This is a genomic window from Nocardia sp. NPDC056564, assembly GCF_042793755.1.
Taxonomy (GTDB): domain Bacteria; phylum Actinomycetota; class Actinomycetes; order Mycobacteriales; family Mycobacteriaceae; genus Nocardia.
This window is the reverse complement of the sequence record NZ_JBHTUR010000008.1, coordinates 269,288-294,104: the sequence shown is the minus strand read 5'-3', so window position 1 is coordinate 294,104 and position 24,817 is coordinate 269,288. Positions and strand designations below refer to the sequence as shown.

The 24,817-nt window shown below is 68.4% G+C and carries 21 protein-coding genes; 4 read left to right on the top strand and 17 right to left on the bottom strand.

Annotated elements, in window-relative coordinates; translation table 11 throughout:
• Positions 1-148 precede the first annotated feature (148 nt).
• The 5 genes from holA to ACFQ9K_RS22130 form a co-directional block, all read right to left on the bottom strand.
• Complete coding sequence (holA, locus tag ACFQ9K_RS22150) at positions 149-1,117, bottom strand: DNA polymerase III subunit delta (protein WP_378718871.1); 969 nt, start codon at positions 1,115-1,117, stop codon at positions 149-151.
• Between the two features lie 143 nt (positions 1,118-1,260).
• The gene (locus tag ACFQ9K_RS22145) at positions 1,261-1,512 is read right to left on the bottom strand and encodes a hypothetical protein (protein WP_378718872.1); all 252 of its coding nucleotides are present in this window, start codon (positions 1,510-1,512) and stop codon (positions 1,261-1,263) included.
• A gap of 57 nt (positions 1,513-1,569) precedes the next feature.
• On the bottom strand, positions 1,570-1,860 hold the full coding sequence (locus ACFQ9K_RS22140) for a hypothetical protein (RefSeq protein WP_378718874.1): 291 nt from the start codon (positions 1,858-1,860) through the stop codon (positions 1,570-1,572).
• A gap of 39 nt (positions 1,861-1,899) precedes the next feature.
• Positions 1,900-4,806, bottom strand: a complete 2,907-nt coding sequence (locus ACFQ9K_RS22135) for a ComEC/Rec2 family competence protein (RefSeq protein WP_378983491.1) — start codon at positions 4,804-4,806, stop codon at positions 1,900-1,902.
• 348 nt (positions 4,807-5,154) lie between these two features.
• Entirely contained in the window at positions 5,155-6,486 is a 1,332-nt protein-coding gene (locus tag ACFQ9K_RS22130) for a helix-hairpin-helix domain-containing protein (protein ID WP_378983487.1), read from the bottom strand.
• A gap of 350 nt (positions 6,487-6,836) precedes the next feature.
• Here ACFQ9K_RS22130 and ACFQ9K_RS22125 point away from each other — a divergent pair, with 350 nt between their 5' ends.
• On the top strand, positions 6,837-7,619 hold the full coding sequence (locus ACFQ9K_RS22125) for a DUF5984 family protein (RefSeq protein WP_378718880.1): 783 nt from the start codon (positions 6,837-6,839) through the stop codon (positions 7,617-7,619).
• Here ACFQ9K_RS22125 and ACFQ9K_RS22120 read toward each other — a convergent pair.
• Positions 7,595-8,107 (bottom strand): GNAT family N-acetyltransferase, encoded by a 513-nt coding sequence (locus ACFQ9K_RS22120; RefSeq protein ID WP_378718882.1) that lies wholly within the window; start codon positions 8,105-8,107, stop codon positions 7,595-7,597. The genes ACFQ9K_RS22125 and ACFQ9K_RS22120 overlap by 25 nt on opposite strands.
• A 676-nt stretch (positions 8,108-8,783) precedes the next feature.
• Between ACFQ9K_RS22120 and ACFQ9K_RS22115 the strand changes: the two genes are divergently transcribed.
• A complete protein-coding gene (locus ACFQ9K_RS22115) occupies positions 8,784-9,269 on the top strand; it encodes a hypothetical protein (RefSeq protein WP_378718883.1) in 486 nt (161 codons plus the stop codon).
• Positions 9,270-9,328: 59 nt separating this feature from the next.
• On the opposite strand, the gene ACFQ9K_RS22110 is transcribed toward ACFQ9K_RS22115, so the two are convergent.
• The 11 genes from ACFQ9K_RS22110 to ACFQ9K_RS22060 form a co-directional block, all read right to left on the bottom strand.
• Entirely contained in the window at positions 9,329-10,171 is an 843-nt protein-coding gene (locus tag ACFQ9K_RS22110) for a DegV family protein (protein WP_378718885.1), read from the bottom strand.
• Positions 10,172-10,174: 3 nt separating this feature from the next.
• Positions 10,175-10,861 carry a diglucosylglycerate octanoyltransferase gene (octT, locus tag ACFQ9K_RS22105; protein WP_378718888.1) on the bottom strand — a complete coding sequence of 229 codons (687 nt, stop codon included), beginning with the start codon at positions 10,859-10,861 and terminating at the stop codon, positions 10,175-10,177.
• A 598-nt stretch (positions 10,862-11,459) separates the two neighbouring features.
• Complete coding sequence (locus tag ACFQ9K_RS22100) at positions 11,460-12,119, bottom strand: histidine phosphatase family protein (protein WP_378724180.1); 660 nt, start codon at positions 12,117-12,119, stop codon at positions 11,460-11,462.
• Positions 12,120-12,162: 43 nt separating this feature from the next.
• A complete protein-coding gene (gene rsfS, locus ACFQ9K_RS22095) occupies positions 12,163-12,579 on the bottom strand; it encodes a ribosome silencing factor (RefSeq protein ID WP_150403062.1) in 417 nt (138 codons plus the stop codon).
• A 26-nt stretch (positions 12,580-12,605) separates the two neighbouring features.
• Complete coding sequence (gene nadD / locus ACFQ9K_RS22090) at positions 12,606-13,247, bottom strand: nicotinate-nucleotide adenylyltransferase (protein ID WP_150403063.1); 642 nt, start codon at positions 13,245-13,247, stop codon at positions 12,606-12,608.
• Between the two features lie 116 nt (positions 13,248-13,363).
• A complete protein-coding gene (locus ACFQ9K_RS22085) occupies positions 13,364-16,426 on the bottom strand; it encodes a hypothetical protein (protein WP_378983484.1) in 3,063 nt (1,020 codons plus the stop codon).
• 2 nt (positions 16,427-16,428) lie between these two features.
• On the bottom strand, positions 16,429-18,279 hold the full coding sequence (locus ACFQ9K_RS22080) for an HSP90 family protein (RefSeq protein WP_378724185.1): 1,851 nt from the start codon (positions 18,277-18,279) through the stop codon (positions 16,429-16,431).
• 61 nt (positions 18,280-18,340) lie between these two features.
• Positions 18,341-18,682 carry an MmcQ/YjbR family DNA-binding protein gene (locus ACFQ9K_RS22075; RefSeq protein WP_378724187.1) on the bottom strand — a complete coding sequence of 114 codons (342 nt, stop codon included), beginning with the start codon at positions 18,680-18,682 and terminating at the stop codon, positions 18,341-18,343.
• A gap of 9 nt (positions 18,683-18,691) precedes the next feature.
• Complete coding sequence (locus ACFQ9K_RS22070) at positions 18,692-20,119, bottom strand: VWA domain-containing protein (protein WP_378724189.1); 1,428 nt, start codon at positions 20,117-20,119, stop codon at positions 18,692-18,694.
• Positions 20,120-20,123: 4 nt separating this feature from the next.
• On the bottom strand, positions 20,124-21,023 hold the full coding sequence (locus ACFQ9K_RS22065; RefSeq protein WP_378724191.1) for an AAA family ATPase: 900 nt from the start codon (positions 21,021-21,023) through the stop codon (positions 20,124-20,126).
• Between the two features lie 44 nt (positions 21,024-21,067).
• Positions 21,068-22,333 carry a glutamate-5-semialdehyde dehydrogenase gene (locus ACFQ9K_RS22060; protein ID WP_378724194.1) on the bottom strand — a complete coding sequence of 422 codons (1,266 nt, stop codon included), beginning with the start codon at positions 22,331-22,333 and terminating at the stop codon, positions 21,068-21,070.
• A gap of 70 nt (positions 22,334-22,403) precedes the next feature.
• Here ACFQ9K_RS22060 and ACFQ9K_RS22055 point away from each other — a divergent pair, with 70 nt between their 5' ends.
• Together ACFQ9K_RS22055 and ACFQ9K_RS22050 are read left to right on the top strand one after the other, a co-directional pair.
• Positions 22,404-23,282, top strand: coding sequence for a ribokinase (locus ACFQ9K_RS22055; protein ID WP_378724196.1), 879 nt, complete (start codon positions 22,404-22,406; stop codon positions 23,280-23,282).
• Positions 23,283-23,445: 163 nt separating this feature from the next.
• Positions 23,446-24,816, top strand: coding sequence for a glutamine synthetase (locus ACFQ9K_RS22050; protein ID WP_378724198.1), 1,371 nt, complete (start codon positions 23,446-23,448; stop codon positions 24,814-24,816).
• The last annotated feature ends 1 nt before the right edge of the window (position 24,817 follow it).

Genomic DNA, 24,817 nt, shown 5'->3' with positions numbered 1-24,817 from the left:
GTGCGGCGCGCGCCGCACGTGAGGTCCAGTTCCTCGCACCACATCGCAGCTGATCGTCCGCGTCCAGGCCAGGAGGCCTGCGAAGGCGGTCGCGTCCAAAGCGGCTGGTCAGCTCGTAGGTGGCGGCCGGATGGATGCCCAGCCGCGGTCAGCCTGCGGAGTGTAGGTCCAGGATTTGGGTGAGGGCGTGTTCGAGGGCGTAGTTCGCGTCGGCGGCGCCGCCCTTGACGTCGGCGTTGAGGGCGGCGACGACTTGGAGGGCGGAGCCGATGGTGGTGGGGGTCCAGCTGCGGGCCTGGGCTTGGGCCTTTTTGACCTTCCAGGGGGGCATGCCGAGTTGCTGGGCGAGCTTGAACGGGTCGCCGCGGCCTGCGGAACCGACGCGGGCGATCGTATGCACGGAGTCGGCGAGGGCGTCGGCGAGCAGCACGTGCGGGACGCCGCGGTCGTTCGCCCAGCGCAGGGCCTCCATCGCGCCCGGACGGTCGCCGGTGACGGCGAGCTCGGCCACGTCGAAACCGGTGACCTCGGCTTTGCCCGAGTAGTACTGATGGACGGCGGCGACGTCGATCTTGCCGCCGGTGTCGGCGGCCAGCTGCGAGCAGGCGGCAGCCAGCTCGCGCAGATCGGAGCCGACGGATTCCAGCATCGCCTGCACGACGTCACCCGCGACGCGCACGCCGGCGTTGCGGAACTCGCCGCGCACGAACTCCACCCGCTCGGTCGATTTGGTGATCTTGGCGCAGTCGTGCACCACCGCACCGGCCTTCTGCAGCGCAGGCACCAGTGCCTTCGCTCGTCCGCCACCCGAATGCAGCACCACGAGCACCACGCCCTCCGGGGGATCACCCGCCGCGGCGGTGATCACCGCGACCGCGTCCTTGCCCGCCTCGGCCGCCGACTCCAGGATGATCACCCGGTCCTCGGCGAACAACGACGGACTCAGCAACTCCGCCAGTTCCGCGGTGCTCGCGTCCCCCGCCCGCATCCGATCGATCGGCACCGCCTCGGCATCCGGCGCGAGCGCCCGTACCTGCGCGGTGACTTCTCCCACCGCGCGCTCGACCAGCAGTTCCTCGTCCCCCAGCACCAGGTGCAGCGCGGGTCGCTCGCTCATGACGCCACCTCGCCGGCGGTAGCCTCCGCCATCGGCGAAGGCACGCCGTGTCGTTGGTTCACTCGCTGACGCTCGCTGGGCTCGGTCACGGCAGCGATCCTACGGTCCCCCACCGACAGACCCGCGCCGCAGGTTCCGCGTGTTCACCGAGCACCCCGCAGGACCCGCCAACTCGCGTCGACGACACGCCAGGTCAGCTCCCGATCGAGGCGGTCGAAGTGTTCTCCCCGATACGTTCGCGGAAGCCACAGCAGCGGGTCAGCGAGTGCCACCCCGAACGGCGTTTCCACCGCCGTGCCGAAAGCCGTTGCCCGGTAGCGAGTTCCGGTCTCGACCTCGACCACGACCACGGTCGGGCCAGCGGTTCCGTTGTATTCGCCGCACGAGACGACCAAGTATGGCGCGCGTTCGCCGATCAGCGCTGCGGGAGCGGAGATGAATGTCGCCCTGTTTCACGAGGCTCCGTCGCAACGGTGGTCCGCTTTCCACGCGGCGAGGCCGTCGCGGATCGCGCCGGACTTCCGGGCAAGCCGCTCCGGGTCCGCGGCCTCAACCTCCCGCACCATACGAACGTGCTCATCGAACTCCCGGCGGAGCGACTTCTCCTCGATGGTCCTGGCCGCGAATGCCGTGAGCGTGATCCTGCCGGTCTCGGCGGCCGACTTGGCCGCATCGACAAGATCTGCGCGTAGCCGCATACTCACAGGCTTTCTCACCTCCTTCCACGCTACGTAGTTCTTCACGGGTTGTAATGCGGGTTGCTGTACACCGTGTGCGGGTCGTCATCGCGCACTCACCACGCGCAGCGATTGCCCCTCTCCCAGGACGAGGACGTCGCCGAGCTGGTCGGTCCGGGCGATGGTGGTGCCGAGTGCGGATAGCTCCGTGAGGATTCCCGCATTCGGGTGACCGAAGGTGTTGTCGGCGCCGACGCTGATCACGGTCAACCGTGGGTGCACGGCCGCGAGGAATTCGTTTGTGGTGGTTCTCGATCCGTGGTGGGGGAGCTTCAGGACGTCTGCGCGGAGAGATACGCCGGTGTCGAGCAATGCACGTTGCGCGGGAGCCTCGATGTCCCCGGTCAGCAGGATTCGGCCGGCGGGGGTGCTCGCGGCCAGGACGATCGAACGATCGTTGGCGTCATCGGCCTCGGCACCAGGAGTGGGCCGCGACCCACCCGGCGCTGGCGCGAGCACCGCCAATTCGACTGCGCCGAAGCGGAATACCTGTCCGGCCGAAAGCGCTAGCAACGAGATATCAGCTTCTCGCGTTACCGCCAAAACCCGAGCCAGTCCGTCGACTCGCGCACCACGCCGCAACCCCGAACCACGCGAATCACCTGACGAGGGTCGCTCGTGCGGCACCGCGCACCGCTCTCCAGTCGGTTGACATGAATCACCGACCATCTGGCATAGCGCGGCAATCTCCCCAACTGACCGGCCGCTTCCGAAGTCACCATTATGTTCGGACGAATCATGTTGCACCTGTGGCGAAGTCGATCCGTGCACGAATTCACAGCCACTGCCTGATCCGGTTTCATGCGCACGACCACCCGTCGAGCCGGAACCCGATTGTGCAGCAGGCTGCATTCCCTCGGCGACCGCAGTATTACCTGCATTCGGTGCCAACCCTTCGAGCTCATGCGGTCCAACTGCCACCGCCGCAACGGCGCGCCCGTCCACCGCTCCACTGATACCTCCGATGTGATCGGCGTGCGGATGCGTCAACACCAGTAGCGCGATGCGAGATATACGCAAGCGGTCCAGACAATTCCGCATCGGACGCGCCTCCGGACCGACATCGATCACCACCGCGGTGCCCGCCCCGACGGACAGGACGAACCCGTCACCTTGCCCCACGTCGCAGGCGGCCAGCACCCAGCCGGCAGGTGGCCAGCCGGGATGCCAGATCCGCACCGGTATCACCACCGCCGCGACACCGAACGCCACAGTCAAAACCACTCTGCGCAGGACAGCGAAGCGCAATACGAGAATGCCTACCGCAACGACCACGCAGGCGATCACCCCGCCGAGCGGTCCGCCAGGCACCTCGACCGACGAGCCCGGCACGTCGGCGACGTGCTCGGCGACGAACAGCAACCACCACATCGGCGGTGCGGCACAACGCACGACGAGCACGGCTGGCGGCAGCCAGACGCAGGCCAGCACCGCGCCGACAGCACCGATCACAGTGATCGGCGCAATAACCGGCTCCACCAAGACATTCGCGACGATCGCAACCAGATTGACCTTCCCGTCCAAGGCGACCATCAGCGGGGTGGTGACCACGAAAGCACCTGCTGCCACGGCAACGATCTCGGCGGGCACCCGCCGCCAACCCCGCGCCCGTAACCAATCCGCCCAACTCGGCGCCAGCAGGATCAATCCGGCCGTCGCGCCCACCGACAGGGCGAAGCCGACGGAAACCGCGAGTGCCGGCCACACGGCGAGCAGTCCGATGATTGCCGCGCACAGTGCGGGCAGCGCCTGTTTCCGACGCCCGGTCACCAACGCCAGCAACGTGATCGCGCCCATCGCCCCGGCCCGCAACACACTCGGATCGGGTCGCGCGATGATCACGAACATCACCAACGCCGCGGCGGCGATCAGCGCCCCGGCGCGTGGACCTAGAGTCAGCACCCGCACGGCCAAGAGCACCGCTGCCAGCAGGATCGTGAAATTGGCACCGCTGACCACACAAAGATGCTCCAGACCTGCGATTTCGAACTCCTCGCGAAGTTCGTCAGGCAGTGCGGACGTATCTCCGTCGACCAACGCGGGCAACAATCCGGCCGGTTCGGCAGGTAACGCGCGGGAGGCCGCGGTAGCGAAATCCGTTCGCACGGAATGGGCTACCCGCTGCCACCACGGCAACCCACCAACGGGCCGCGGCGGACCATGCGCAAGCAACATCACCACCGTCAGATCGCGACGCCCCGGCAAATCCACCCGCGCCGGAAATTCGACCGCCTGCCCCGGCACCAGCTCAGCCCACGCGTCACCGGACGCCAGAACAACCACCGACCCACCGGCCCGCACCGTCGTCTCCCCGAGTCGGTACTCGTCCAAACTGCCCCGCACCACCCACCGACTACCCCCGAACGACTTGCCGCGCACCGCCTTCGGATCACCACTGGGCGTCACCACCACCCGCACCGACATCCCCGCCGCATTCCGCAACGGATGCGTAGCCACCCGATGCTCCCGCCACGCCGCGGCCACCGCGAACCCCGCTGCCAACAACACCGCGGCCAACGCCACCACCGCAACAGCCCGCCGCCGCTCCCCTCGATGCGCCATCCCCCACAACAACAAGACCCACAACCCGATCGCCACCAGCACCAGCGCGGCCGCGAGCAGCACCCCCGCCACCCATCCCGCCGTCAAGGCGACAAGCGTTGCGCCCCAACAACAAACCGCCGCAGGCAACAGTCGAGCATCAAGCACCTCCGGCTCATCATCAACTCCCGGATCTCCGCTGTCGCCCTGCCCGTTCTCCCTTCGCCGGCCCGCTACCCTCCGACCGACATCACCCAAAACTCGACCGCTAACCCACCCCGCACCACGGCGACTCGTGTCCCTCCCATCGCTGTGCCGCCCGACCTCGAGTTCGTCACGGTCTTCAATCTGACGACCCCGGTCGAACTCCGCACCGCCAGAAATGTCGACATGGGCGCTCGCCCCAGCCACCTCGAGGACAGCGCTACGACGTCGACTACCCGTGCGGTCTTCGTTCCTCCTCGAACCGGCGTCGAAATCGCCGCCCCGCTCACTGCGGGTACCGAGTCCATCCCGCGGACCAGCATGCCGACCAGGGGCAACCAGACCACCGCCCGATCGCGGTAATCCTGCTGTTGGACCGAACTTTTCGCGAGACGAGTGAGACCGCGCGCTCATGTCGCCGCCCGTCCACCGCGTGCACCGGGTCCGGTTCCACGCTCCGCGATCGGACCACGCGCTGTCACGTTCTCACCGCATCGCCGAGATCTCGACGCCGGTTCGGCGCCTGCCGAGAGCGCGACTCCGCCGCCGCCGACCTCATACCTTCACCAGCTCACGCAGGCGGGCGAGGCGAGCGGGGCCGATGCCGTCTACTTGGCCGAGTTGGGTTACGTCGGTGAAGCGGCCGTGGGCGGTGCGCCAGGTGATGATGGCTTTGGCCATTACGGGACCGATGCCGGGCAGGGCTTCCAACTCGGATTCGGTTGCGGTGTTGAGATCGACGCGGCCGGAAGTGGTTGGCGGGTTGGCGGATCCGGATGGCGAGGTCGAGGGCCGGCCGCCTGCGTTGATTGTGGTGCTGCCGAGTTTCGGTGGACCTGGGTTGGGACCGGGTGGACCTACGAGGACCTGGTCGCCATCGGTCAATCGCTGGGCCAGGTTGAGACCGGCGAGGTCGGCGCCGTCCTGGGCACCGCCCGCCGCGGTCAGGGCATCGGCGACGCGTGATCCGGCGGGGAGCCGTACCAATCCGGTGCGGTGCACCAAGCCGACGACGCTGACGACCAATTCGGCGCCTGCCGCCATATTCGTTTCGCCCGGAACCGGCTCGGCCACAGGCGATCCGGCCGCGCTCGGCGGTTCCGCACCCGCCACGCGCGCGACGACGGGGGCCGTGGTGGTGCGTACGGCGGGCACCGGCGGCACCGGGCGGGCAACGGGTCGCTCCTGAAATATGACGACGGCGGCAATCACCATCGCCACCACACCGAGCGCCAGCAGCGTGCAGATGCCGCGGCGGCCGGGATCGAGCCGAGCGCCTCGAAAACGCTCCGGCACAAGGCGATTCCGCCATCCTCGAGCCGAATCAGGCTCGTCCAGCCAGCCGGGTGAGCGCACCTCGCCGAAGTCGTCGTCATCATCGTCCGGCTCAGCCGGCAGCTCCGCGAGATCCCACCGCCCCGCGCGTGCGGAACGCGCGGCACCGGCATTCAGCTCGGCAAGATCAAACCGCCCCACCCGCCGGGACACCCCGTTCGCACCCCAGCCTGCCTGGCCCAACCGCCGTCCTTCTGACGACTCGGCATCCACCGATTCCAAGTCCGGACTCGCTTCACCCCGTCGCTCGTCCGCATCCGGCACGCCATCCACCGACTGGTCCACATCGGGCACGCCGTCCACCGGCAACTCATCGCGTACCCGTACCTCCGTGCCTGCGGGGAACCCCGCACTCTCATCCGACTCAACCGAGCGCCGAGCCGCATTCCGAGCGGCAGCCCTCGAGGACCCACTCCGTGCCGGGAAGACCGTTTCCTCAGTCCACATTGATTTTTCGGGTAATACCGCTGTCTTGCCACCACCCCAGGCAGCCGACCGCCCGCCCGCACCCCGCCCCAGACCCACCGGTGCTCGCCCGTACACCGAATGCATATCGGTCCCTTTCCACCGGTTACGTGCCGGTTCGCCCAATCCGCCCGGCGTGGGTAGCGCACCGAGTTGCGCCCGACGACCACCGAGGGGACGCGAAGCTTCGCCCGCGCCCGCGATCCCCGTCCGGCTGGCACCGACGCGGCTCGTCAGTGCGCCGAGCCGTCGCTGAATCCGCTCACGTTCGTCCTGTCGTGACATGAGGGCGACGCTAGCCCCCGACCGCGCCGAAAGATCCCGAGCGACCAGGCAATTCGGCTCATCTGTTGACAACCGCCCGGGTGTGGACAACTCGCCGACGCGCGCGGATCGATCGTCGGGCGTGGCGGGCGCCGAGGTGCAAAACTTGCCCGGTGATCCGATTCCGCTTCGGCTTGTCGCCGCTGGACCGAGTCGGACCGTGGGGAGATCAGTACCGGACTCTGCACTGGTTCGCGCTCACCGAGGGTTGGTACTACATCGATCTCGGCGACCATGAGCTACTGCGCTTTTCCGAGCGCACAACCGACCTGCTCCGGTCCCAAGCCGGACACCGGGAGATGCCGCACGACTGCTATGTCGAGTATTACGTGGCCCGGCTCTGGGAGGACGTACTCACGTTGCTACCCGGCGCACTGGAACCGGCGCCGGGCGACCTGATCGGCTTCGTCGGCGCCGAATCGACGAACTGGTCGTGGGCGGACACACCCGAGGTCGACGCCGCGTCGACCTGGTACGGCGACCGCACGCTCGACACCGGGTACCTGTGGTTCGGGCCGCACATCCGGTGGTGGCGAACGGTCGACGGCGACTCCGATTCCGTCACTGTCGCTTGGCGTTACCCGATAGATCCGGAGAGCGAAATCGAGTTCACCGGTCCCTCCTCCGGCAGCGTCAGCGTGTCTACCGACGAATTCCGCACAGCCGTAGTCGAATTCGATCGATCGCTGATGTCCGCGATGAGCGATCGGGTCCGTGAGTTCGAAGCATCCGGTCCGCCCGCGGGTATCGAGATCGATCTCGACCTATTGCTGCACGAGCACGCGGATCGAGCGCGCTGGCTGGCGCTGGCGCAGACGCGTCGACCCGACACAGACTGGGACGCGGTTCGCATCGGCGCCCGAACCCTGCGTCAATCCGACTCCGCGACTTGCTGATCGGACAGTTCCCTGGCGTAGCAATTCGACAGCGGCAGAACCTCGTAGGGCGGGAAGATGGGGATCCGGTGGTATCCACTGCGCTCGTAGAACCGCACGGCCTCCGGTTGCAGATGACCGGTCTGCAAGATCAACCGCGGTAGACCTTGTTCGCGCGCAGCATCTTCCGCCGCGGCCAGCAGCAGCGGTGCGACACCGGACCCTCGATGACCCGGTCGCACGAACATCCGTTTGAGCTCCAACTCACCCGCGTTCCAGCGCACCGCGGCATGCCCGACCGGCTCCCCCGAATACACGACAAAAGTCCGATGCACTGTATCCGGATCGACCGCATTCGGATTCACCCGCAACGTCTCCGCCAGATACGCATATCGCGGCCCCACCTCCGCCGCCATCTCCGCCCGCAAGACCTCCGCGTCCGGATGCCCCCACTCAACTACCGCCACCCGCAACGCCGACCGAACCGACTGCCCCGCAGAACCCGTCACCCGGCCACGCTAACCACCACCCCCACCCCACACACCCCTTCCACTCACCCCGATTATTGTCCGCACTCAGCTAGCTCCCCATCTCGAGACGCCGCCCGATCATCAACCCCGCCGAACACCCACCGAGCAGACACTCGCCAAATGCCACCCCCGGCATCAACCCCTGACCTTCGCCTCAGCCCCGTCCCCCTCACGGTTCAGATAACCACCCAACGGGACATGACAACGGCGCCACTCGACATTTCACTCACCCACGTCCCACTCGATGCGGGAACGAGCGCCGAAGGGGGCATGGTCGTGGCGCCTCTCGCGTTCGGCGCTGGCCATGCCCCGATCAACGCAGCCGGTCCGACTCGCCGACGCCGGCCGGACTTCCTCCCTGAGCGGGCCACACCGAGAGCCACTTCCCACGCATCACCGCAGCCACGTCCCACTCACCGAGTACACACCCATCGAACGGCACACCACCGAGCCATCACCTGACCTTTCACTCAACCAAGTCCCACTCGCGTAGCAATCGGCACCCAACGGGACATGACCACAGCATTAGTCGACACTCGGCTCAACCAAGTCCCACTCGCGTAGCAATCGGCACCCAACGGGACATGACCACAGCATTAGCCGACACTCGGCTCAACCAAGTCCCACTCGCGTAGCAATCGGCACCCAACGGGACATGACCACAGCATTGGCCGACACTCGACTCAGCCACGTCCCACTCGCCGAACCAGCAGACACCCAACGGGACACCACCACAGCATTGGCCGACATTCGGCTCGACCACGTCCCACTCGCCGAACCAGCAGACACCCAACGGGACACCACCACAGCATTAGCCGACACTCGGCTCAACCACGTCCCACTCACCGAACCAGCAGACACCCAACGGGACACCACCACAGCATTAGCCGACACTCGACTCAACCACGTCCCACTCACCGAAGCAGCAGGCACCCAACGGGACATGACCACAGCATTAGCCGACGTTCAGCTCAGCCAAGTCCCACTCGCCGAAGCAGCAGACACCCAACGGGACATGGCCGGGGCATTACTCGGCATTTGGCTCGGCAAGGTCCCGCTCGACGTTGGGATAGGCACCCGACGGGACATGGCGGTAGTGCTAGTCGACAATTGGCTCAGTCTGGTCTCGCTCGCCGTGTAGAGGAGCGTCGAACGGGGCAGGGGGCGGCGCGGGCTGAGTTGGTGAGGTTCTGTGCGGGGTTAGGCGCAGCCGCCGGGGAGGACTAGGACGCCTACGGCGCCCAGACCTAGGTGGACGCCCAGGGCGGGGCCGAATTCGGCGATGATCAATTCGCGGATGCCGGGGATGAGTTCGCGGAGTTGGGCGGCGACGGTTTGGGCGGCTTCTTCGGCGCCGAGGTGTTGGACGGCTACGGCGGCGCCGTCCTCGCCGGCCGCGTCTACCGCCGCGGCGACGAGTTTCGCGAAGGCCTTGGAGCGGGTGCGGACTTTTTCGCGGAGCTCGAGGCGGCCCGCCACGATGTGGAGTAGTGGTTTGGTGACCAGATCGCTGCCGAAAAAGGCTGCGGCGGAACTCAATCGGCCGCCTCGGCGTAGTTGCTCGGTGCGGTTCACCAGGATGAAGGTGCGGGCTCGGCCTGCGGCGGACACCGCGGTGTCGTAGACGACGTCCAGGGACGCACCGGAAGCCGCCCGGCGCGCGGCGGCCAGGACCGGGAACCCGGTGGCGAGGCCCGCGCCGAGGGAATCGACCAGGCGCACCCGGTCGGCGGCGTCCATGTCGCGGACGGCTTGCCTGCCCGCTTCCCAGGTGCCGGAGAGCTGGCGCGAAATATGCACCGCGACAACACCATCGCCGCCGCTGCGCGCCCATGCCGCCTCGTAGACGGCGCGTAGCTCGCCGGGCGATGACGCCGAGGTGGTCACTGTGTCGGAGCTGTAATCGATGTCGACCGGATCGACGCCTTCGCGGATCGCACGGTCACCGATCAGGACGTGCAGGGGTACGACAGCGATATCGAGCTCGGTGGCGAGTTCGGCAGGGAGGCTGGCGGACGAATCTGTCACGACCACGACGGCCACGGACTACCGAACCTCCTGCAGGGCCTTCACCATCGCATTGGCCACAGCTGTGTGTCCGGCCCAGCCCCAGTGGATGCCGTCGGGGTTCGCGTCGCCGGAGAAGATGTTGTCGCGCACGGCTTCACCGAGGTCGACCAGCGGCACCGAGGTACGCGCTGACCACGCGCGCAGTGCCTGTACCGCGGGCTCACGTCCGGAATGCACGCGCCCGTAGGCCGCGCAGTCGTGCACGGACGGCAGGACCGCGACGAACGGCAGATCGGGTCGCAAGTGCGCCAACGCTTCCCGCGACTGCTCCAGGTAGTCCACGCTGACCTTCGGCGGAAGTGCCACGGGGCGGCCGAGTTTCGACAGCTTGGGCTGCAACCAGGTGTAGGTGGCGCGGACGCCGCGGCGCAGGGCAGGCGGACGCACGTAGCGGATCAGCTCACGCAGCGCGGTCGGCAGCGGGGAGGGCAGCGAATCCATGCCGCCCACCGCGAACACGACAGCGCCGGCGCGCGGCACCGCCGCCCACACCCGGGGGTCACCGATCAACGCCCAGTAGGCATCCCGGCAGGTCCAGCCGATCCGCCCGACCAGCTCGACGTCCCAATCCAGCTCGGCCCCAACCAGGTTCGGCCAGATCCGCGGATGATCCGCGGGCAACCCGCCTTCGGGCCCGAAGTAGGACAGCGAATCCGCGATCACCAGCAGCACGGGCCGGGCAACCGACGGAGAGCCAACGCCGACAGCAGATTCACCATCCGCATCAACGGCGGTGGTCGCACTCCGCCCAGACACCCCAGCCGCGGAGCCGCCTGCAATCCCGGTGGAATCGTGGGGTGCGGCAGAACCGGCGGCGGCAGCAGACGTCTCGCCGACAGCAGGAGCGGACGGCGCAGCAGCGGCAACGGGTTCGGCGGCCGAAGCACCGAAACCAGCCGCCGCGGAATCGGATTCGCCCACAACCGACGCAGACGCAACGCCAACAGCGGATTCGACGACTTCGGCCGACCCGGCACCCGGATCAGCCGAAACAATCACCGCAGCCGCTCGATCGCGCACACCGTCGACGGAACCCGCTGCGACACCGCCCGATTCATCGGGAGGAGGGTCGACCGAACTGGCGGGCACGGAACCCTCGGGTTCCGCCGGCGCCTCTTCCTCCCTCGACCCCGACTCAGCAGTTTCAGGCTCCGCCGCCGGGGGTGCCGGGGGCGGGCCGAACAGCGCGTCCGGGATGGAGCGTTCCGGTTTGGCCGAGGCCTTCCGGAACAGCTCGTCCGGCACCTGCCGAATCGGATCTTCAGAGGACATCCGGGGCCACCTTCGCCGATGCGTTCCACACGTCAAGGCGCCAGCCGGGCTGGTCGATGCTCGGACCGTGACTGCTGAGCTGCACCCAGCTGGTGTTGGCCAGTCCGCCGAGGACGGGCCAGTTCGCTGGAGGCAGGTCGAGCAGCGCGGCCGTGAGGCCGGCGATCAGCCCGCCGTGCGCCACCAGGATGATAGTCCGGCCGGGCCAGTCCTGCCGCTCGACGAGCAGTTCTTGCACCACCGGCAGCGATCGCGCGCCGACCTCGAGTTTGCTCTCCCCGTTGGGCGGCCGGTAGGTGGCGTCGAGCCGCCAGGCCTGGCGCGCGCCGGGGTAGTCGGCGTCGACCTCGAGATGGGTCAGCCCCTCCCAGTCGCCGAGATCGGTTTCGCGCAGCCGCGGATCGGGCACCACCTCGAGTGACGTGTGATCGGCCAGCGCGGAGGCGGTTTCGAAGGCGCGGCGCAGATCCGAGGAGATGATGGCGATCGCGTTACGCGAAACGAGTTCGCGCGCAGCCTCTTTAGCCTGCCGACGGCCGAGCTCGGTGAGATCGGTGTCGATCTGCCCCTGCATCCGGTCGGCGGCGTTCCACTCGGTCTGCCCGTGGCGCAACAGGATCAGGTTGCGCACGTGGGCGTACTTGCTCACGGCCGCGCCTTTCCGAAGCTCGGCTCGCCGATGAATCGCTCGTTCACTCGGTGTCGCTCTCCGCGTCGCCGTTCACCGCCGCGACCCGCGCGTCCGGCCCGCCGATGCCGTCGACCGGCACGACCGGACAGTCCTTCCACAACCGCTCCAGCGCGTAGAAGTTGCGCTCGTCGTTGTGCTGGACGTGCACCACGACGTCGACGTAGTCGAGCAGCGCCCAGCGCCCCTCGCGGGTGCCCTCGCGCCGGACCGGCTTGTGCCCGGCGTCGCGCAGCTTGTCCTCGATGTTGTCGACGATGGCATTGACCTGGCGCTCGTTCGGCGCCGAGGCGATCACGAAGCAGTCGGTGATCACCAGCTGCTCGGACACGTCGAGCACCACCACGTCGAGCGCCAGCTTCTCATCCGCCGCCCTGGCCGCAACCTGCGCCATCTCGACTGCCTCTACCGATGCACTCATGCTTGCCCCCCGCTACGCTCGCTCACTCAGCTACCTTCCGCTCCTGCGGGCACATAGAGGTGCCGCTTGGATATGTACTGCACCACGCCATCGGGGACGAGGTACCACACCGGCCGGTTCTCGGCGGCGCGGCGACGGCATTCGCTCGACGAGATCGCCAGCGCCGGGATTTCGACCATGGTCACCGCATCGGCCGGAAGATCGCGCAGATGTTCCTCGAGATGATCGGTATTCAGCTCGTACCCCGGACGGCTCACCCCGACAAACCTCGCCAGTTCGAACAGTTCGGCCCAATCCTGCCATGTCAGGATGTTGGCCAGCGCATCCGCTCCGGTGATGAAGTACAGCTCGGCGTCCGGATGCCGGTCGCGCATCTCCCGCAGCGTGTCGACGGTGTAGGTGACCTTTTCCCGGTCGATGTCCGCGCGGCTGACCGAGAAGCTGGGGTTGGAGGCGGTCGCGATCACGGTCATGAGGTAGCGATCCTCCGCCGGGCTGACCTGTTTATCGGCCTTCTGCCAGGGCTGACCGGTGGGAACGAAGATCACTTCATCGAGCGCGAACCGATTCGCGACCTCGCTGGCGGCGACCAGGTGACCGTGGTGGATGGGGTCGAAGGTGCCGCCCATCACGCCCAGTTTGCGGCCGCGCCGACCTGTCTCTTGCATGAGTGCCGAGCTTAACGGGTCGGGTTCGCACGGCCAGGAGCGGCAAGCCGGGATGTGGTCGGTGGATCAGGTCGTGGCCGCGGGCGCGCTCGACCGCGCGCACGCCCGCCGCCCGGCTACTCCCCGGCCAGTCCGTACCCGTCCTCCGCGTCCAGCATCTCGCCCAGTTCCCTGCGGGTCTGAGCGAGTTCCTCGGAGACCTCGACGGTCGGTGAGCCGCTCTCGATCAGCTCGGTGATCAACGATCGCATCGCGCTGAGCCATGGGCGGCCGGGCGCGACGTCCGGGCCCCACAGCTGGAGCCAGGCGGCCGACCGTACGCAGCGGGCACGCGACACCACGTTCCCGAGCGCACCGAACAGTTCGGCGGCCCGCTGATACGCCGCCACCGCTGCCGCGTCCTGATCGCAGTACTCGAGCGCGATGGCCGCCGACAGGGCGAGTTCGGCATGCGGTCCGCGCCGGTCGGGATCGTGCTCGATCAACTGGGCCGCCTCGGCGAACTGCCGGGCAGCGTCGTGGTATCGGTGCAGCGCGTTCAACGAGTCACCGAATTCACCCCGGACAGCGGCGAGTTCGGCGGGCGGATAAGGAATTCCGTCCGCCGCCAACGCCTCTTCGAACAGTGCCGCCGCCTCGCCGTGCCGCCGGCCGCGATGGAACGCGCGCGCCGCGATCACGGTGTGGTGCAGCAGATCCGGCTCCGACACCCCCTCCCACCTGGCCGCGGCACGCACCGCCGCGTCGGCCAGATCGAGCTCGCGATCCGGTTGCCCGGAAATCGCGATGACCAGCTGCGAACTGAGCCGCGCCAGATGCTCCGCGGGCAAGATGCCTGTCCCGACCGTCAACGCCTCCCGCAGCCGAGCCTCGGCCTGCTCCGGGGCATCCGCCAGCCGAGCGGCACCGACCTCGGCCAGCCGCTGCACCTCCGCCAGACGTTCATCGTCGGAGACCACACCGTCGGGCCATTCCTCGGGGAACGCGGCCGGCGGCCGAACAACGCCAGTGGTGAGCACCGCCCCGCCCGATGAACCGACACCTACGTCGGCAGCGAAACCCGCCATCGCAACGCCCTCACCTGTTCGAGCGCCACTGCCCAGCCGACCTGCGCCGCTAAATGTTGCCGCGCCACCTACCGAAGGGCTCCCACCAGCAGAACCCGAGCCACCCGCCGGAATGAAACCACCCGCAAGCACAGCCCCCTCCCCCGAGGCCACACCGCCAGACCCACCCGCCAGAGCAGCCCCGACACCCGAAACCGCGCCGCCCGCAGTGGCACCATCTGTTGGCGCGGCACCGCCCGTCGAGCGCGCGTTTCCCACAGGATTGGCACCGCCTGTCGAGCCGGCCGCTTCCACCGGAGCTACACCTCCGGCAAAACGTGTTCCACCTGCCAGCACGCCGACGCTCGCAGCGGAAGTATCCACACCCCCCGGAGAATCCGAGCCACCAGCAGCCGCCGCGCCGCCCTCAGTGCTAGTGCCGTCGGTCGGGGTAACACCGCCTGAGCTGGTCCCCTCTGCGGGAACCACCGGCCTTGTTCCGCCGGCCAGCGCGTCAACGCCTTTACCAGGAGCATCGGTGGAAGCCGCACGCCTAGGGGACACCGAACCACTGGCAGAAACCGGTTCCCCGGGTACGGCACCGCGCTTAGGGTCAGCGCCACTGGTTGAGCCCGAACCACCCGAAGAGATAGGCGCATCCACAGCATCGGCGCTGCCATCCGAACCAGCACCACCGGTCGAGAACCCGTCGCCGGTAAACGCATCGGGCCCGATCGAGACGCCACCGGAGAGAGCTGCATCGTTCGCTGGAGCGACGTCGCCGGCCGACGTAGAGGTTTCGCCCGTACGCGCGGCGGCATCCCCGGCAGAAATCACAACGTCCAAGGAAGTCGTACCGCCCGAGCGAGGTTCGCCAGTTGTCGCCGAAGAACCCGACGCAACTCCATCGGCGGCACCGCCCGCCGCGCCGGGAGCGGAGCTATCCCCAGGAGCTGTATTGCCACCGTCCACCGAGGTCGAACCGTTGGCGGCCGATACGTCTGCCACACCATCGCACGCGGTCGGCGCGCCCTTCCCCTCCGGCAGCCGGCTCCGCAGACCGAGCGGAAGGCGTTCCAGCAGTGGCTGTCTCGCGAGGCGGGTCGCGACGAACGTGCTGACCGCGGAATTTCCGTTGCGGAGGTCGTACCGAGCGCACAGACCGGCGATCTCCGTATCGAGTTCTGCCAGTAGGGAATCGACGGTTCCACCCGCCACCTGTACGTAGCCGAGGCCGAGTGTCACCAGTCTGCGCAACAGCACGCAGACGCCGGTGAGGAACGCGAGACGGGCGCCGGCGTCGGCGCCCGGGTCGGTCAGCCAGCGTGCGTGTTCGGCCAGTATCTCGAGCCCACGGCCCTCGTTGCCGGTCAGCGCGCAGAACTCGATGTGCAACGCGACCGAGGGGCGCAGGCTGTCGTTGTGCCGGACCAGCGGGTATCCGGTCAGATGCGCCCCACGCGCGTCGGCGATACGACCGGTCCGCATCAACGGAAGCAGCGCTTGCCCGAGCACCCGATGCGGCTCTTCCGCACAGGTGCGGTCACCATCGATGACGGCCTGCCAGTGCGCGAGCGCGCCGGCGTCATCCCCCAACGCCGCTCTGCCGGTCCCCCATTCGTTGCGCTCACACGCGTCGCAGTCCGACATCCCGTCGCGCGGCGCCGCCTGCGCCGCTTCGTGCAACCGCGCCCCCTCCTCGGCGTCCCCCAGCTTCCGCGCCAACTCCCCGCGCAGCGCGAGCACCGGCCGCAGGCTGTAACCTCGCTGCCGGTAACGGTTTTCGAGCTCGTCGAACCAGCGGTAGACCGTCGACACCGGTATCGCGGGATTATCGATCAACCCCCAGGTCATCCACTTGAGATACCAGTGCACCGAATGCGTCAGCGGACCGAGTTCGACCGGGTGCTCGTCGTAGATCCGCAGCAGCCTGCCGTAGGCGACCGGCGCCAGATCACGTTCACTCGCATAGGTATACGACTCGGCCAGCTCCAGCAGCACCCGGCCTTCCAGATGCCGGTCGGATTCCGACTTCGCCGCGGCGGCAAGCAGTTCCAGCCGCTCGACGCGTAGTCGTCCGTGCGGCAACGAATAGGCCTGCGCCAACGCCTCATTGATCTCGGCGGTGTCCACGTTCACTCCGTCTCTTCGCCGGTGCCCGCGGCGCGCTGCGTCGCCCAGCTGAGGAATTCGCCGAAGGCACGGTTGAGCAGCGCGGTGTCGGCGGCGCGCAGCGGTCGGTGGGTCATCAGCAGGGCCTGCCCGTACAGCGATTCGACGGCCGTCCCGAGGAAGTCCGGGTCGCCGATGCGGGCGAGCCTGCGCACGACCGGGCTGTGGTAGTTCAGCACGAGCTGCGCGCGCGGCGCGGCGGCGTCGAGCGCACCGAGTATCTCACTCCAGAGTTCGCCGGCGCCGAGTGCGGTTTCGGCCCTGGTGCGTTCATTGCGCGCGCCGCGTCCGTCCAGATACAGCGCGGGCACCGACACCGGGTGGAACGCACGCACGATCACGTCACAGGACAGCGGATCCAGCACCGCACGGGCGATGGACAGCACCGGCGTCAACGCCAGCTCCTCGGCCGGGTCGACCGGATCCAGTGCGGCCGTGATGGCGTCGGTGTCGAGATCGATCACCTCGACGCCGGGCAGCAGCCGCGGCAGCGACGCCACCAGTTCCCGGTCGTAGGCATAGCCGCCGTTGACGATGCCGATCCCCTGCGCCGACGCGGTCGACGCCACCTGACGGAACTCTTCGACCGACGAGGTCACCCGGATGACCGGGTGTTTACGCGCGAACTCGGTCAGCGACACCCGGCCATCGGTGGTCTCGAAGCTCAAGTGCGGCAGCATGATCCGGAACAGGTCCGGTGAATGGGTGGACATCGCCTTGACCCCGAGCGAGTGCACGGCGAGGAACGCGGCCAGTCGCTGCGGCTGCTCGGCGGCGATCTCGGTGAGCCAGTCGCGGACCCGGTCGCCGAGCACCTCGCGGATGATGGCGAGCCGCTCGTCCTCGTAGAGCCCCTCGCGCGAGGCGGTGGGCCGCAACGAGTCCGTGTCGATCACGCAGCGCACGAAGAACGCCCAGTCCGGCAGCAGCCCGCGCACGGCGTCGCCGAGCAGCATGCCCTTCAGGTACACCCGGTGCGCGCTGCTCTCGGCCGGATTGCCAGGCTGGGCGAGCACATACGCGACGCCGCTCACCCCGGCCAGGTCCGCGTCCAGGTCGATGACGTCGAGCGGATCGAATCCCAGTGTGCGCTCGCCGAATTCGAGCAGCGCCTCGCGACGTTCCAGGGCGGAGGGATAGTCGCGGTGCCACACGGGCGGGCCGTCGGTGACCGGCACGATGAGACCGTCGGATTCGACCGTCACGGCGTAGGGCAGCAATGAACCGTATTCGCGGGCGAGCTCGATCACCCGGCGCGGCCCGAACCACGACTCCGCACCGACCCGAGGGGTCAGGTGCACCGTGGTGCCGGGCTCCGGGTACTCCTCCGGCTGCAGCAGCCGCACCGAGTAGGTGCCGTCCGCGGCGGCCAGCCATTCGACCGGCGCGGCCGCCCGATCGTCGGCGGACCGGGTGACCACGCGGATCCGCTCGGCCACGGTGAAGCAGGCAAGCAGCCCGATACCGAACTGCCCGAGGAATTCTCGCCGCGCCCCCTCGATGTCGTCCCGCTTGGACGAGCGGCCGATGGTCGCCAGGAACCGATGCACGTCCGCCTCGGTCAGCCCCACCCCCGGGTCGCTGATCCGCAGGCCGGTCTCGTCGATGACGATCCGAATCGCGGTAGGCGCCAACCGATCTCGCTGCGCCCGCGCCGTGACGGCGTCGACCGCGTTCTGCAATAACTCGCGCAGATACACCCGTGGGCTGGAATACAGGTGGTGGGAGAGTAAGTCGACGATCCCCCGCAGATCCACCTGGAACGTAAAGCTGTCCTCCACCGCCGCCGCACCGTTGGGCGTTCTCTCCACCATGGTGGGCAATCCTTGCGGCATCGCCCAATGGTTCGCTTAACGAACGCTGATGATGCGCTTGCTAGGCACTCGGCCGCTTGGATTTCGGTAGCTTGGCGACAATCGCCGCATAGGACTGATCGACGAGTTCCCGCAACTCATCGTCCGGCACCGCGCCGTCGAGCCGGATCACATTCCACCCGTATCGCCCGATATACGCCGAGGGCGACACGTCGTCCGGGTAGACCTGGGTCAGCTCGTCGGCTTCCTCCCTGGTCCGGCCGCACTTGAGGCCGACCGAGGTTTCGCCGAGAAAGGCGAAGATCTTGTCGCCGACCTTCGCGACCACATCGCCCTCCCACGGCTCGTCCTCCCGGGCACCGGGTTTCGCCAGGCAGTACTTCAGCAGTCGCGGGTAATCCACGTCAGCTCCTCACACCGGCAGCAGCATCGATACGACGGCCGTCAGCTGGTTGGCCGAGCGGCATTCGTGCATCTCGATCACCTGCCGGTACTTGTCCGCGGCGGAATCGCCGGAACCCCAGTTGGTTTGCATCTCCGGGTTGAGCCAGTGCGCGTGCTTGGCGGTGCGGACCAGCCCGCGCAGCGTCTCCAGTTCGGGGTCACGGTAATTGGTGCGCGCGTCGCCGAGGATCAGCAGCGAGCTGCGCGCGGTCACGGCATCCGGGAAGTCCCTGGCGAATCCGGCCAGTGCGTTGCCGTAGTCGGAGTGCCCGTCCATCCCGACGACCCTGGCCTCGGTGAAGATCCGGTTCATCGCCTTGTCCAGCTGCGTGCGCGGATCGAAGAACTGGGTTACCTCGTCGGTCTGATCGACGAACGCGAAAATCCGTACCCGGGAGAACTGTTCGCGCAACGCGCTGACCAACAGCAGGGTGAAGTTGCTGAACCCGGCCACCGAGCCGGACACGTCGCACAGCAGCACCAGCTCCGGCCGGCCGGGTCGCGGCTTGCGGTTCACCAGGTCGATGGGTACCCCACCGGTCGACATCGACTTACGCAGCGTCTTGCGCAGATCGATCTCCCCGCGCCGAGAATGCCTGCGCCGCACCGCGAGTCGCGAAGCGAGAATGCGCGCGAGTCGCTGGGTGCTGCGGCGCATCTCGACCAGCTCGGATTCCGACGCGCGCAGGAAGTCCACGTCCTCGGATTGGCGCGGCACACCGTAGCTGGCGACCCGCTCGCGCCCGATCCGTTCGGCCACCCGCCGCCGCGTCTCCGCCTCCACGGCGGCGCGGAACGCGTCGATCCGTCCGCGCGCGGCCCGCCGGGCGATCTCGGTGTCGAACGCACTGGCATCCGGCCCGGCCGCCAGTCCGGCCAGGATCTTGGCCAGCAAGGTCTGCGGCTGAACATCTTTCAACGCTTGATAGGCCGAGAACGACGATCCGTTCGCGGACTGATACTGCCCGAGCTGCTCGACCAACTGCGCGGCCAGCGCATCCAGCCGCGGGTCGCCCGCCTCCTGGGCCAACATCTCCGCCAGCATTTCCCGCAGCGCCGCGATGTCCACCTCACCGGTCGGCGTCCGCGGAATCTCGACCTCGTCGCGGGCGCCGCTGCGCTCCCCGATCGCGATCGGGAACCACAGATCGAAGAGCCGGTCGAACGTCGCGCGATGCGTCGTCCGGCGCAGCAGCGAACAGGCCAGCCCCTCGCGCAACACATCCCGATCGAGCAGATCGAGCACGGTCACCACCCGGCCCGCGTCCACGGTCTCCGAGGGGCCCACCGGAATCCCGCGCTCCCGCAGCGCTTCGACGAATCCGACGAGATGACCGGGCAGCCCGTGCGGCGCGGTCAGTTCCGCATCGGGTGCGGGCTGCGATCGCGCGGACATCGGTTCAGGCCAGCTTCAGCTCGGCCAGCGCGCGCTGGTGATCGCTCTGATGCTTGAGCACGACGCCGAGCGTGGCTCGCACCGCCGAGTCGTCCAGATCGTGCATGCCGAGCGCGAGCAGCGTGCGACCCCAGTCGATCGACTCGGCCACCGACGGCAGCTTCTTCAGCTGCATGCCGCGCAACACGTGCACGATCCGCACCAGCTGGGCCGCCACCGCGGCGGACAGCTCCGGCACCCGGCTGGCCAGGATGCGCCGCTCGAGGTCCTCGTCCGGGAAGTCCAGGTGCAGGTAGAGGCAGCGCCGCTTGAGCGCCTCGGACAGCTCGCGGGTGGCATTGGAGGTCAGCACCACGAAGGGCTTGCGGGTGGCGACGATGGTGCCCAGCTCGGGCACGGTCACCGCGAAATCGCTGAGCACCTCGAGCAGCAGGCCCTCGATCTCGACGTCGGCCTTGTCCGTCTCGTCGATCAGCAGCACCGTCGGATCGCTGCGCCGGATCGCGGTCAGCAGCGGGCGGGAGAGCAGGAATTCCTCGGTGAAGACGTCGGCTTTCGTTTCTTCCCAGTCACTCTTCGACGTATCGCGGCCGCTGGAGGCCTGAATACGCAGGATCTGCTTGGCGTGGTTCCACTCGTAGAGCGCGCGGGCCTCGTCGACACCCTCGTAGCACTGCAACCGGACCAGCTCGGCGCCGGAGGTCTGCGCGACCGCCCTGGCCAGCTCGGTCTTGCCGACTCCGGCCGGACCCTCGATGAGCAGCGGCTTGCCGAGCCGGTCGGCCAGGAACACCGAGGTGGCGGTGGCCTTGTCGGCGAGGTAGCCGGTGGTCGCCAGCTGATCGATCACATCGTCGACCGAGCTGAAGATCGGCTCCTGGGTCGTCTCGGAGGTGGGGGCCACGTGCAGTCCTTCCTTGGGAACGAGCGACGCTCGCTCCCCTATACCTATACCGGCCGGATCTGGCCGTCGCCCCACACGATCCACTTGGTGGAGGTCAGCTCCGGTAGCGCCATGGGTCCGCGGGCGTGCAGCTTCTGCGTGGAAATGCCGATCTCGGCGCCGAAGCCGAATTGCTCACCGTCGGTGAACGCGGTTGAAGCATTCACCATGACGGCCGCGGCGTCGACCCGGCCGGTGAATTCGCGGGCCGCGGCCAGCTCACCGGTCACGATGGCCTCGGTGTGCCCGGTGCCCCAGGTGTTGATGTGTTCGATGGCGGCGTCCAGGCCGTCGACCACCTTGAGCGCGATGTCGAGGGTGAGGTACTCCTCGCCCCAGTCCTTGTCGTTCGCCGGCACCAGGCCGGGCAGGTCGCCGTGCACGGTGACGCCGTGCCGTTCCAGCGCCTCGATCAGCCTGGGCACCGCGACGGTGGCGATCGCGTCATCGATGAGCACCGTCTCGGCGGCGTTGCAGACGCTGGGACGGCGGGTCTTGGCATTGATCAGGATCTGCTCGGCCATGTCCAGATCGGCGGCCGCGTGCACGTAGACGTGGCAGTTGCCGGTGCCGGTCTCGATGGTCGGCACGGTGGCGTCGCGGACGACGGCGCTGATCAGGCCGGCGCCACCGCGCGGGATGACCACGTCGACCAGGCCGCGGGCCTGGATCAGGTGGGTGACGCTGGATCGGTCCGCGCTGGGCAGCAGCTGCCCCGCGTCGGCCGGAAGACCCTGCGCGACAAGGGATTCCCGCAGCACCGCGACCAGTGCGGCATTGGAGTTCGCGGCCGAGGAGGAGCCGCGCAGCAGCACGGCGTTGCCGGACTTCAAGGTGAGCCCGAACGCGTCGACGGTGACGTTCGGCCTGGCCTCGTAGACCATGCCGATGACCCCGAGCGGCACCCGGACCTGGCGGGTTTCCAGGCCGTTCGGCAGCACCGAGCCGCGCACGACCGCACCGATCGGGTCGGGCAGCGTGGCCACCTGGCGCAGGCCGGAGGCGATGCCGTCGATCCGGGACTTGGTCAGCCGCAACCGGTCGATCAGCGACTCCTCGACGTTCGCCGCTTGCGCCGCGCGGACGTCCTCGCCGTTGGCGTCGAGCACCGCGTCGGCCGCGGCCAGCAGGGCGTCGGCGGCGGCGTGCAAGGCCTCGTTCTTCTGCGCCGTGGTCAGCTGCGCCAGCACACGCGACGCGACCCGAGCCTTGCGTGCGGCCTCGTGCACCACCTCGCGGATATCCGGCTCGGTCGTCGTTCCTACCGTCATGGGTACAGCCTACTGACCCGGTCCAATGCCTTATCCACCGCTGCACCTCGCCCTACTAGCCTGTGACGCCATGGCCGAAAAGACGGATGTTGCCTCGATCGCGGTGCTCGGCAGTATCAACATGGACCTGGTCACGACCACCGATCGGCGGCCGGTGCCCGGCGAGACGGTGCTCGGCACCGGGTTCGCGATGGTGCCCGGCGGAAAGGGCTCGAATCAGGCGATCGCCGCGCAGCGGGCCGGTGGGGCGGTGCGGTTTCTCGGGGCGGTCGGCGACGACGTGTTCGCGGACGAACTGCGGCGAGTGCTGACCGATTCGGGGGTGAACGTGGAGCGCCTGCGGACCGTGGACGGGCCGAGCGGTGTGGCCGCGATCGTGGTGGACGGCGGCGGGGAGAACAGCATCATCGTGGTCGGCGGCGCGAACGCGCGGATGACCGAGCTCACCGACGCGGACCTCGAGGTGATCGCCGGCGCCGATATTCTGCTGTGCCAGTTGGAGATCCCGATCGATACGGTGGCGGCGGCCGCGCGGCACGCGCGCGCGAACGGCACGACGGTGGTGCTCAATCCGTCGCCCACCCAAGACCTTCCCGCCGCTCTGTGGGCGAATATCGATGTGGCGGTGGTTAATTCGGGTGAGGCCGAGCAGCTCGGCAGCGCGCTCGACCCGGTCGCGCACGTGGTCGTCACCCGGGGCGCGGACGGCGCGACCTATCGCGGCCCGGACGGCAGCGAACTGAGCCAGCCGAGCCCCCGGGTCGAGGTCATCGACACCACCGGCGCGGGCGACACCTTCACCGGCGCCCTGGCCGCCGCCTGGCACCACGGCCCCGAATACGCCTTGAACTGGGCCGGAACCGCGGGCGCCCTCGCCACCACCACCCTCGGCGCCAGCAGCTCCATCCCCACCGCAGACCAGATCCGCGCCGCCCTCCCCACACCCTGACCTCACGACCACGGACACCGACAGCCGCACCCTCGCCGAGGATCCGCATCGCGTCCAACGGCCGCTATCGGGTGCAGATCCCGAGTGAGAGTGCGGATCTCGACACGGCGGGGCCGACGAGGCCGGTGTCGTGTGGGCGGTTCGGCGGCTATCGTTGACGTTCATGCCCACCATGCCGGAGCGCATACCGTCCGATGACGACAACAACGCTGTGATCGGCAGGTTGGATGCCGACATGGTCGCGCTGACGTTCATCGACAATGCCGGGATCACGCGGGTGAAGACGGTGCCGATGCGGCGGCTGGCGCAGGCGGCGCGGCACGGGGTCGGGGTGTCACCGTGCTTCGAGACGTTCTCCTTCGACGACCTGATGACGACCGGCAAGTATCTCGGCGGTCCGGACGGCGATCTGCGGCTGGTCCCCGACCTGTCGGCACTGACCGAGCTCGCCTGCCAACCCGGCTGGGCGTGGGCGCCGACCAACAAGTACACGCAGGACGGAACGCCCTTCGCGGCCTGTCAGCGCGGCTTCGCGACCAGGCAGGCCGAGGCGGCGCGCCAGGCCGGGCTTCAACTCTCGATGACATTCGAGACCGAATGGTCTGTGGCGCAGGACGTCGCGGAGGACTTCACCCCGGCCGCGCACGGACCCGCCTACAGCCTGGTGCGATTGGGACAGGTCGCCGACTACGCGCGGGAACTGGTCGCGATATTGGACCGGCAAGGCATCCTGGTCGACCAGTTCCATCCGGAGTACTCGCCGGGTCAGCTGGAATTGTCCGTGCAACCATCCGATCCGGTCGGTGCCGCCGACGACGCGGTGCTGGTACGGCACACGATCCGGCAGGTGAGTCTGCAGTACGGCTGGCGCGCTGCGCTCGGCCCGTGCCTCGAACCCGGCGGCACCGGTTCCGGTGCGCACCTGCACTTCTCGGCCAAGGACGACCGAGGGCCGATCTTCGCCACCGGCGACGGTCCCTATGGGATGCGCACCACCGGCGAGGCCTTCCTGGCCGGAGTGCTGCGCGAGCTGCCCGCCCTCGTCGCGGTCGGGGCGGGCAATCCGGCGAGCTTCCTGCGGCTCGTACCTTCCCGATGGGCAGGCGTCTGGCAGTGCTGGGGCCGGGAAACCCGCGAATCGGCCATACGATTCATCACCGGAGTGCGCGGCACCGAGGAGTGGGCGGCCAACGCCGAGGTCAAATGCTTTGACGCGACCGGCAATCCGTACCTGATCGTGGGTTCGGTGATCGCCGCCGGACTGGCAGGCATCGCCGAAGAACTGCGCCTGCCCGCCGAAATCACCGGCGACCCGGTCACCTTCGATGCCGAACAGCTGATGTTCTCCGGCGTGCGCAGGCTGCCGACCACCCCGGCCGAGGCCGCCGACCGGCTCGCGGACTCCGCGGTGCTGGCCGAGGCGATGGGCCCCGAACTGCACGACGCCCTGCTCACCGTGCGCCGCGCCGAGTCCGACCGGTATCGGGATGCCTCCCCCGAAGAGCTTGTCGCGCTCACCCGTTGGCGGTTCTGAC

Excerpts from the sequence above, each read along its gene's own strand:
- holA (WP_378718871.1), bottom strand. The coding sequence starts at position 1,117 with ATGAGCGAGCGACCCGCGCTGCACCTGGTGCTGGGGGACGAGGAACTG.
- ACFQ9K_RS22130 (WP_378983487.1), bottom strand. The coding sequence starts at position 6,486 with ATGCATTCGGTGTACGGGCGAGCACCGGTGGGTCTGGGGCGGGGTGCG.
- ACFQ9K_RS22115 (WP_378718883.1), top strand. The coding sequence starts at position 8,784 with ATGACCACAGCATTGGCCGACACTCGACTCAGCCACGTCCCACTCGCC.
- rsfS (WP_150403062.1), bottom strand. The coding sequence starts at position 12,579 with ATGAGTGCATCGGTAGAGGCAGTCGAGATGGCGCAGGTTGCGGCCAGG.
- nadD (WP_150403063.1), bottom strand. The coding sequence starts at position 13,247 with ATGCAAGAGACAGGTCGGCGCGGCCGCAAACTGGGCGTGATGGGCGGC.
- ACFQ9K_RS22080 (WP_378724185.1), bottom strand. The coding sequence starts at position 18,279 with ATGGTGGAGAGAACGCCCAACGGTGCGGCGGCGGTGGAGGACAGCTTT.
- ACFQ9K_RS22070 (WP_378724189.1), bottom strand. The coding sequence starts at position 20,119 with ATGTCCGCGCGATCGCAGCCCGCACCCGATGCGGAACTGACCGCGCCG.
- ACFQ9K_RS22060 (WP_378724194.1), bottom strand. The coding sequence starts at position 22,333 with ATGACGGTAGGAACGACGACCGAGCCGGATATCCGCGAGGTGGTGCAC.
- ACFQ9K_RS22055 (WP_378724196.1), top strand. The coding sequence starts at position 22,404 with ATGGCCGAAAAGACGGATGTTGCCTCGATCGCGGTGCTCGGCAGTATC.
- ACFQ9K_RS22050 (WP_378724198.1), top strand. The coding sequence starts at position 23,446 with ATGCCCACCATGCCGGAGCGCATACCGTCCGATGACGACAACAACGCT.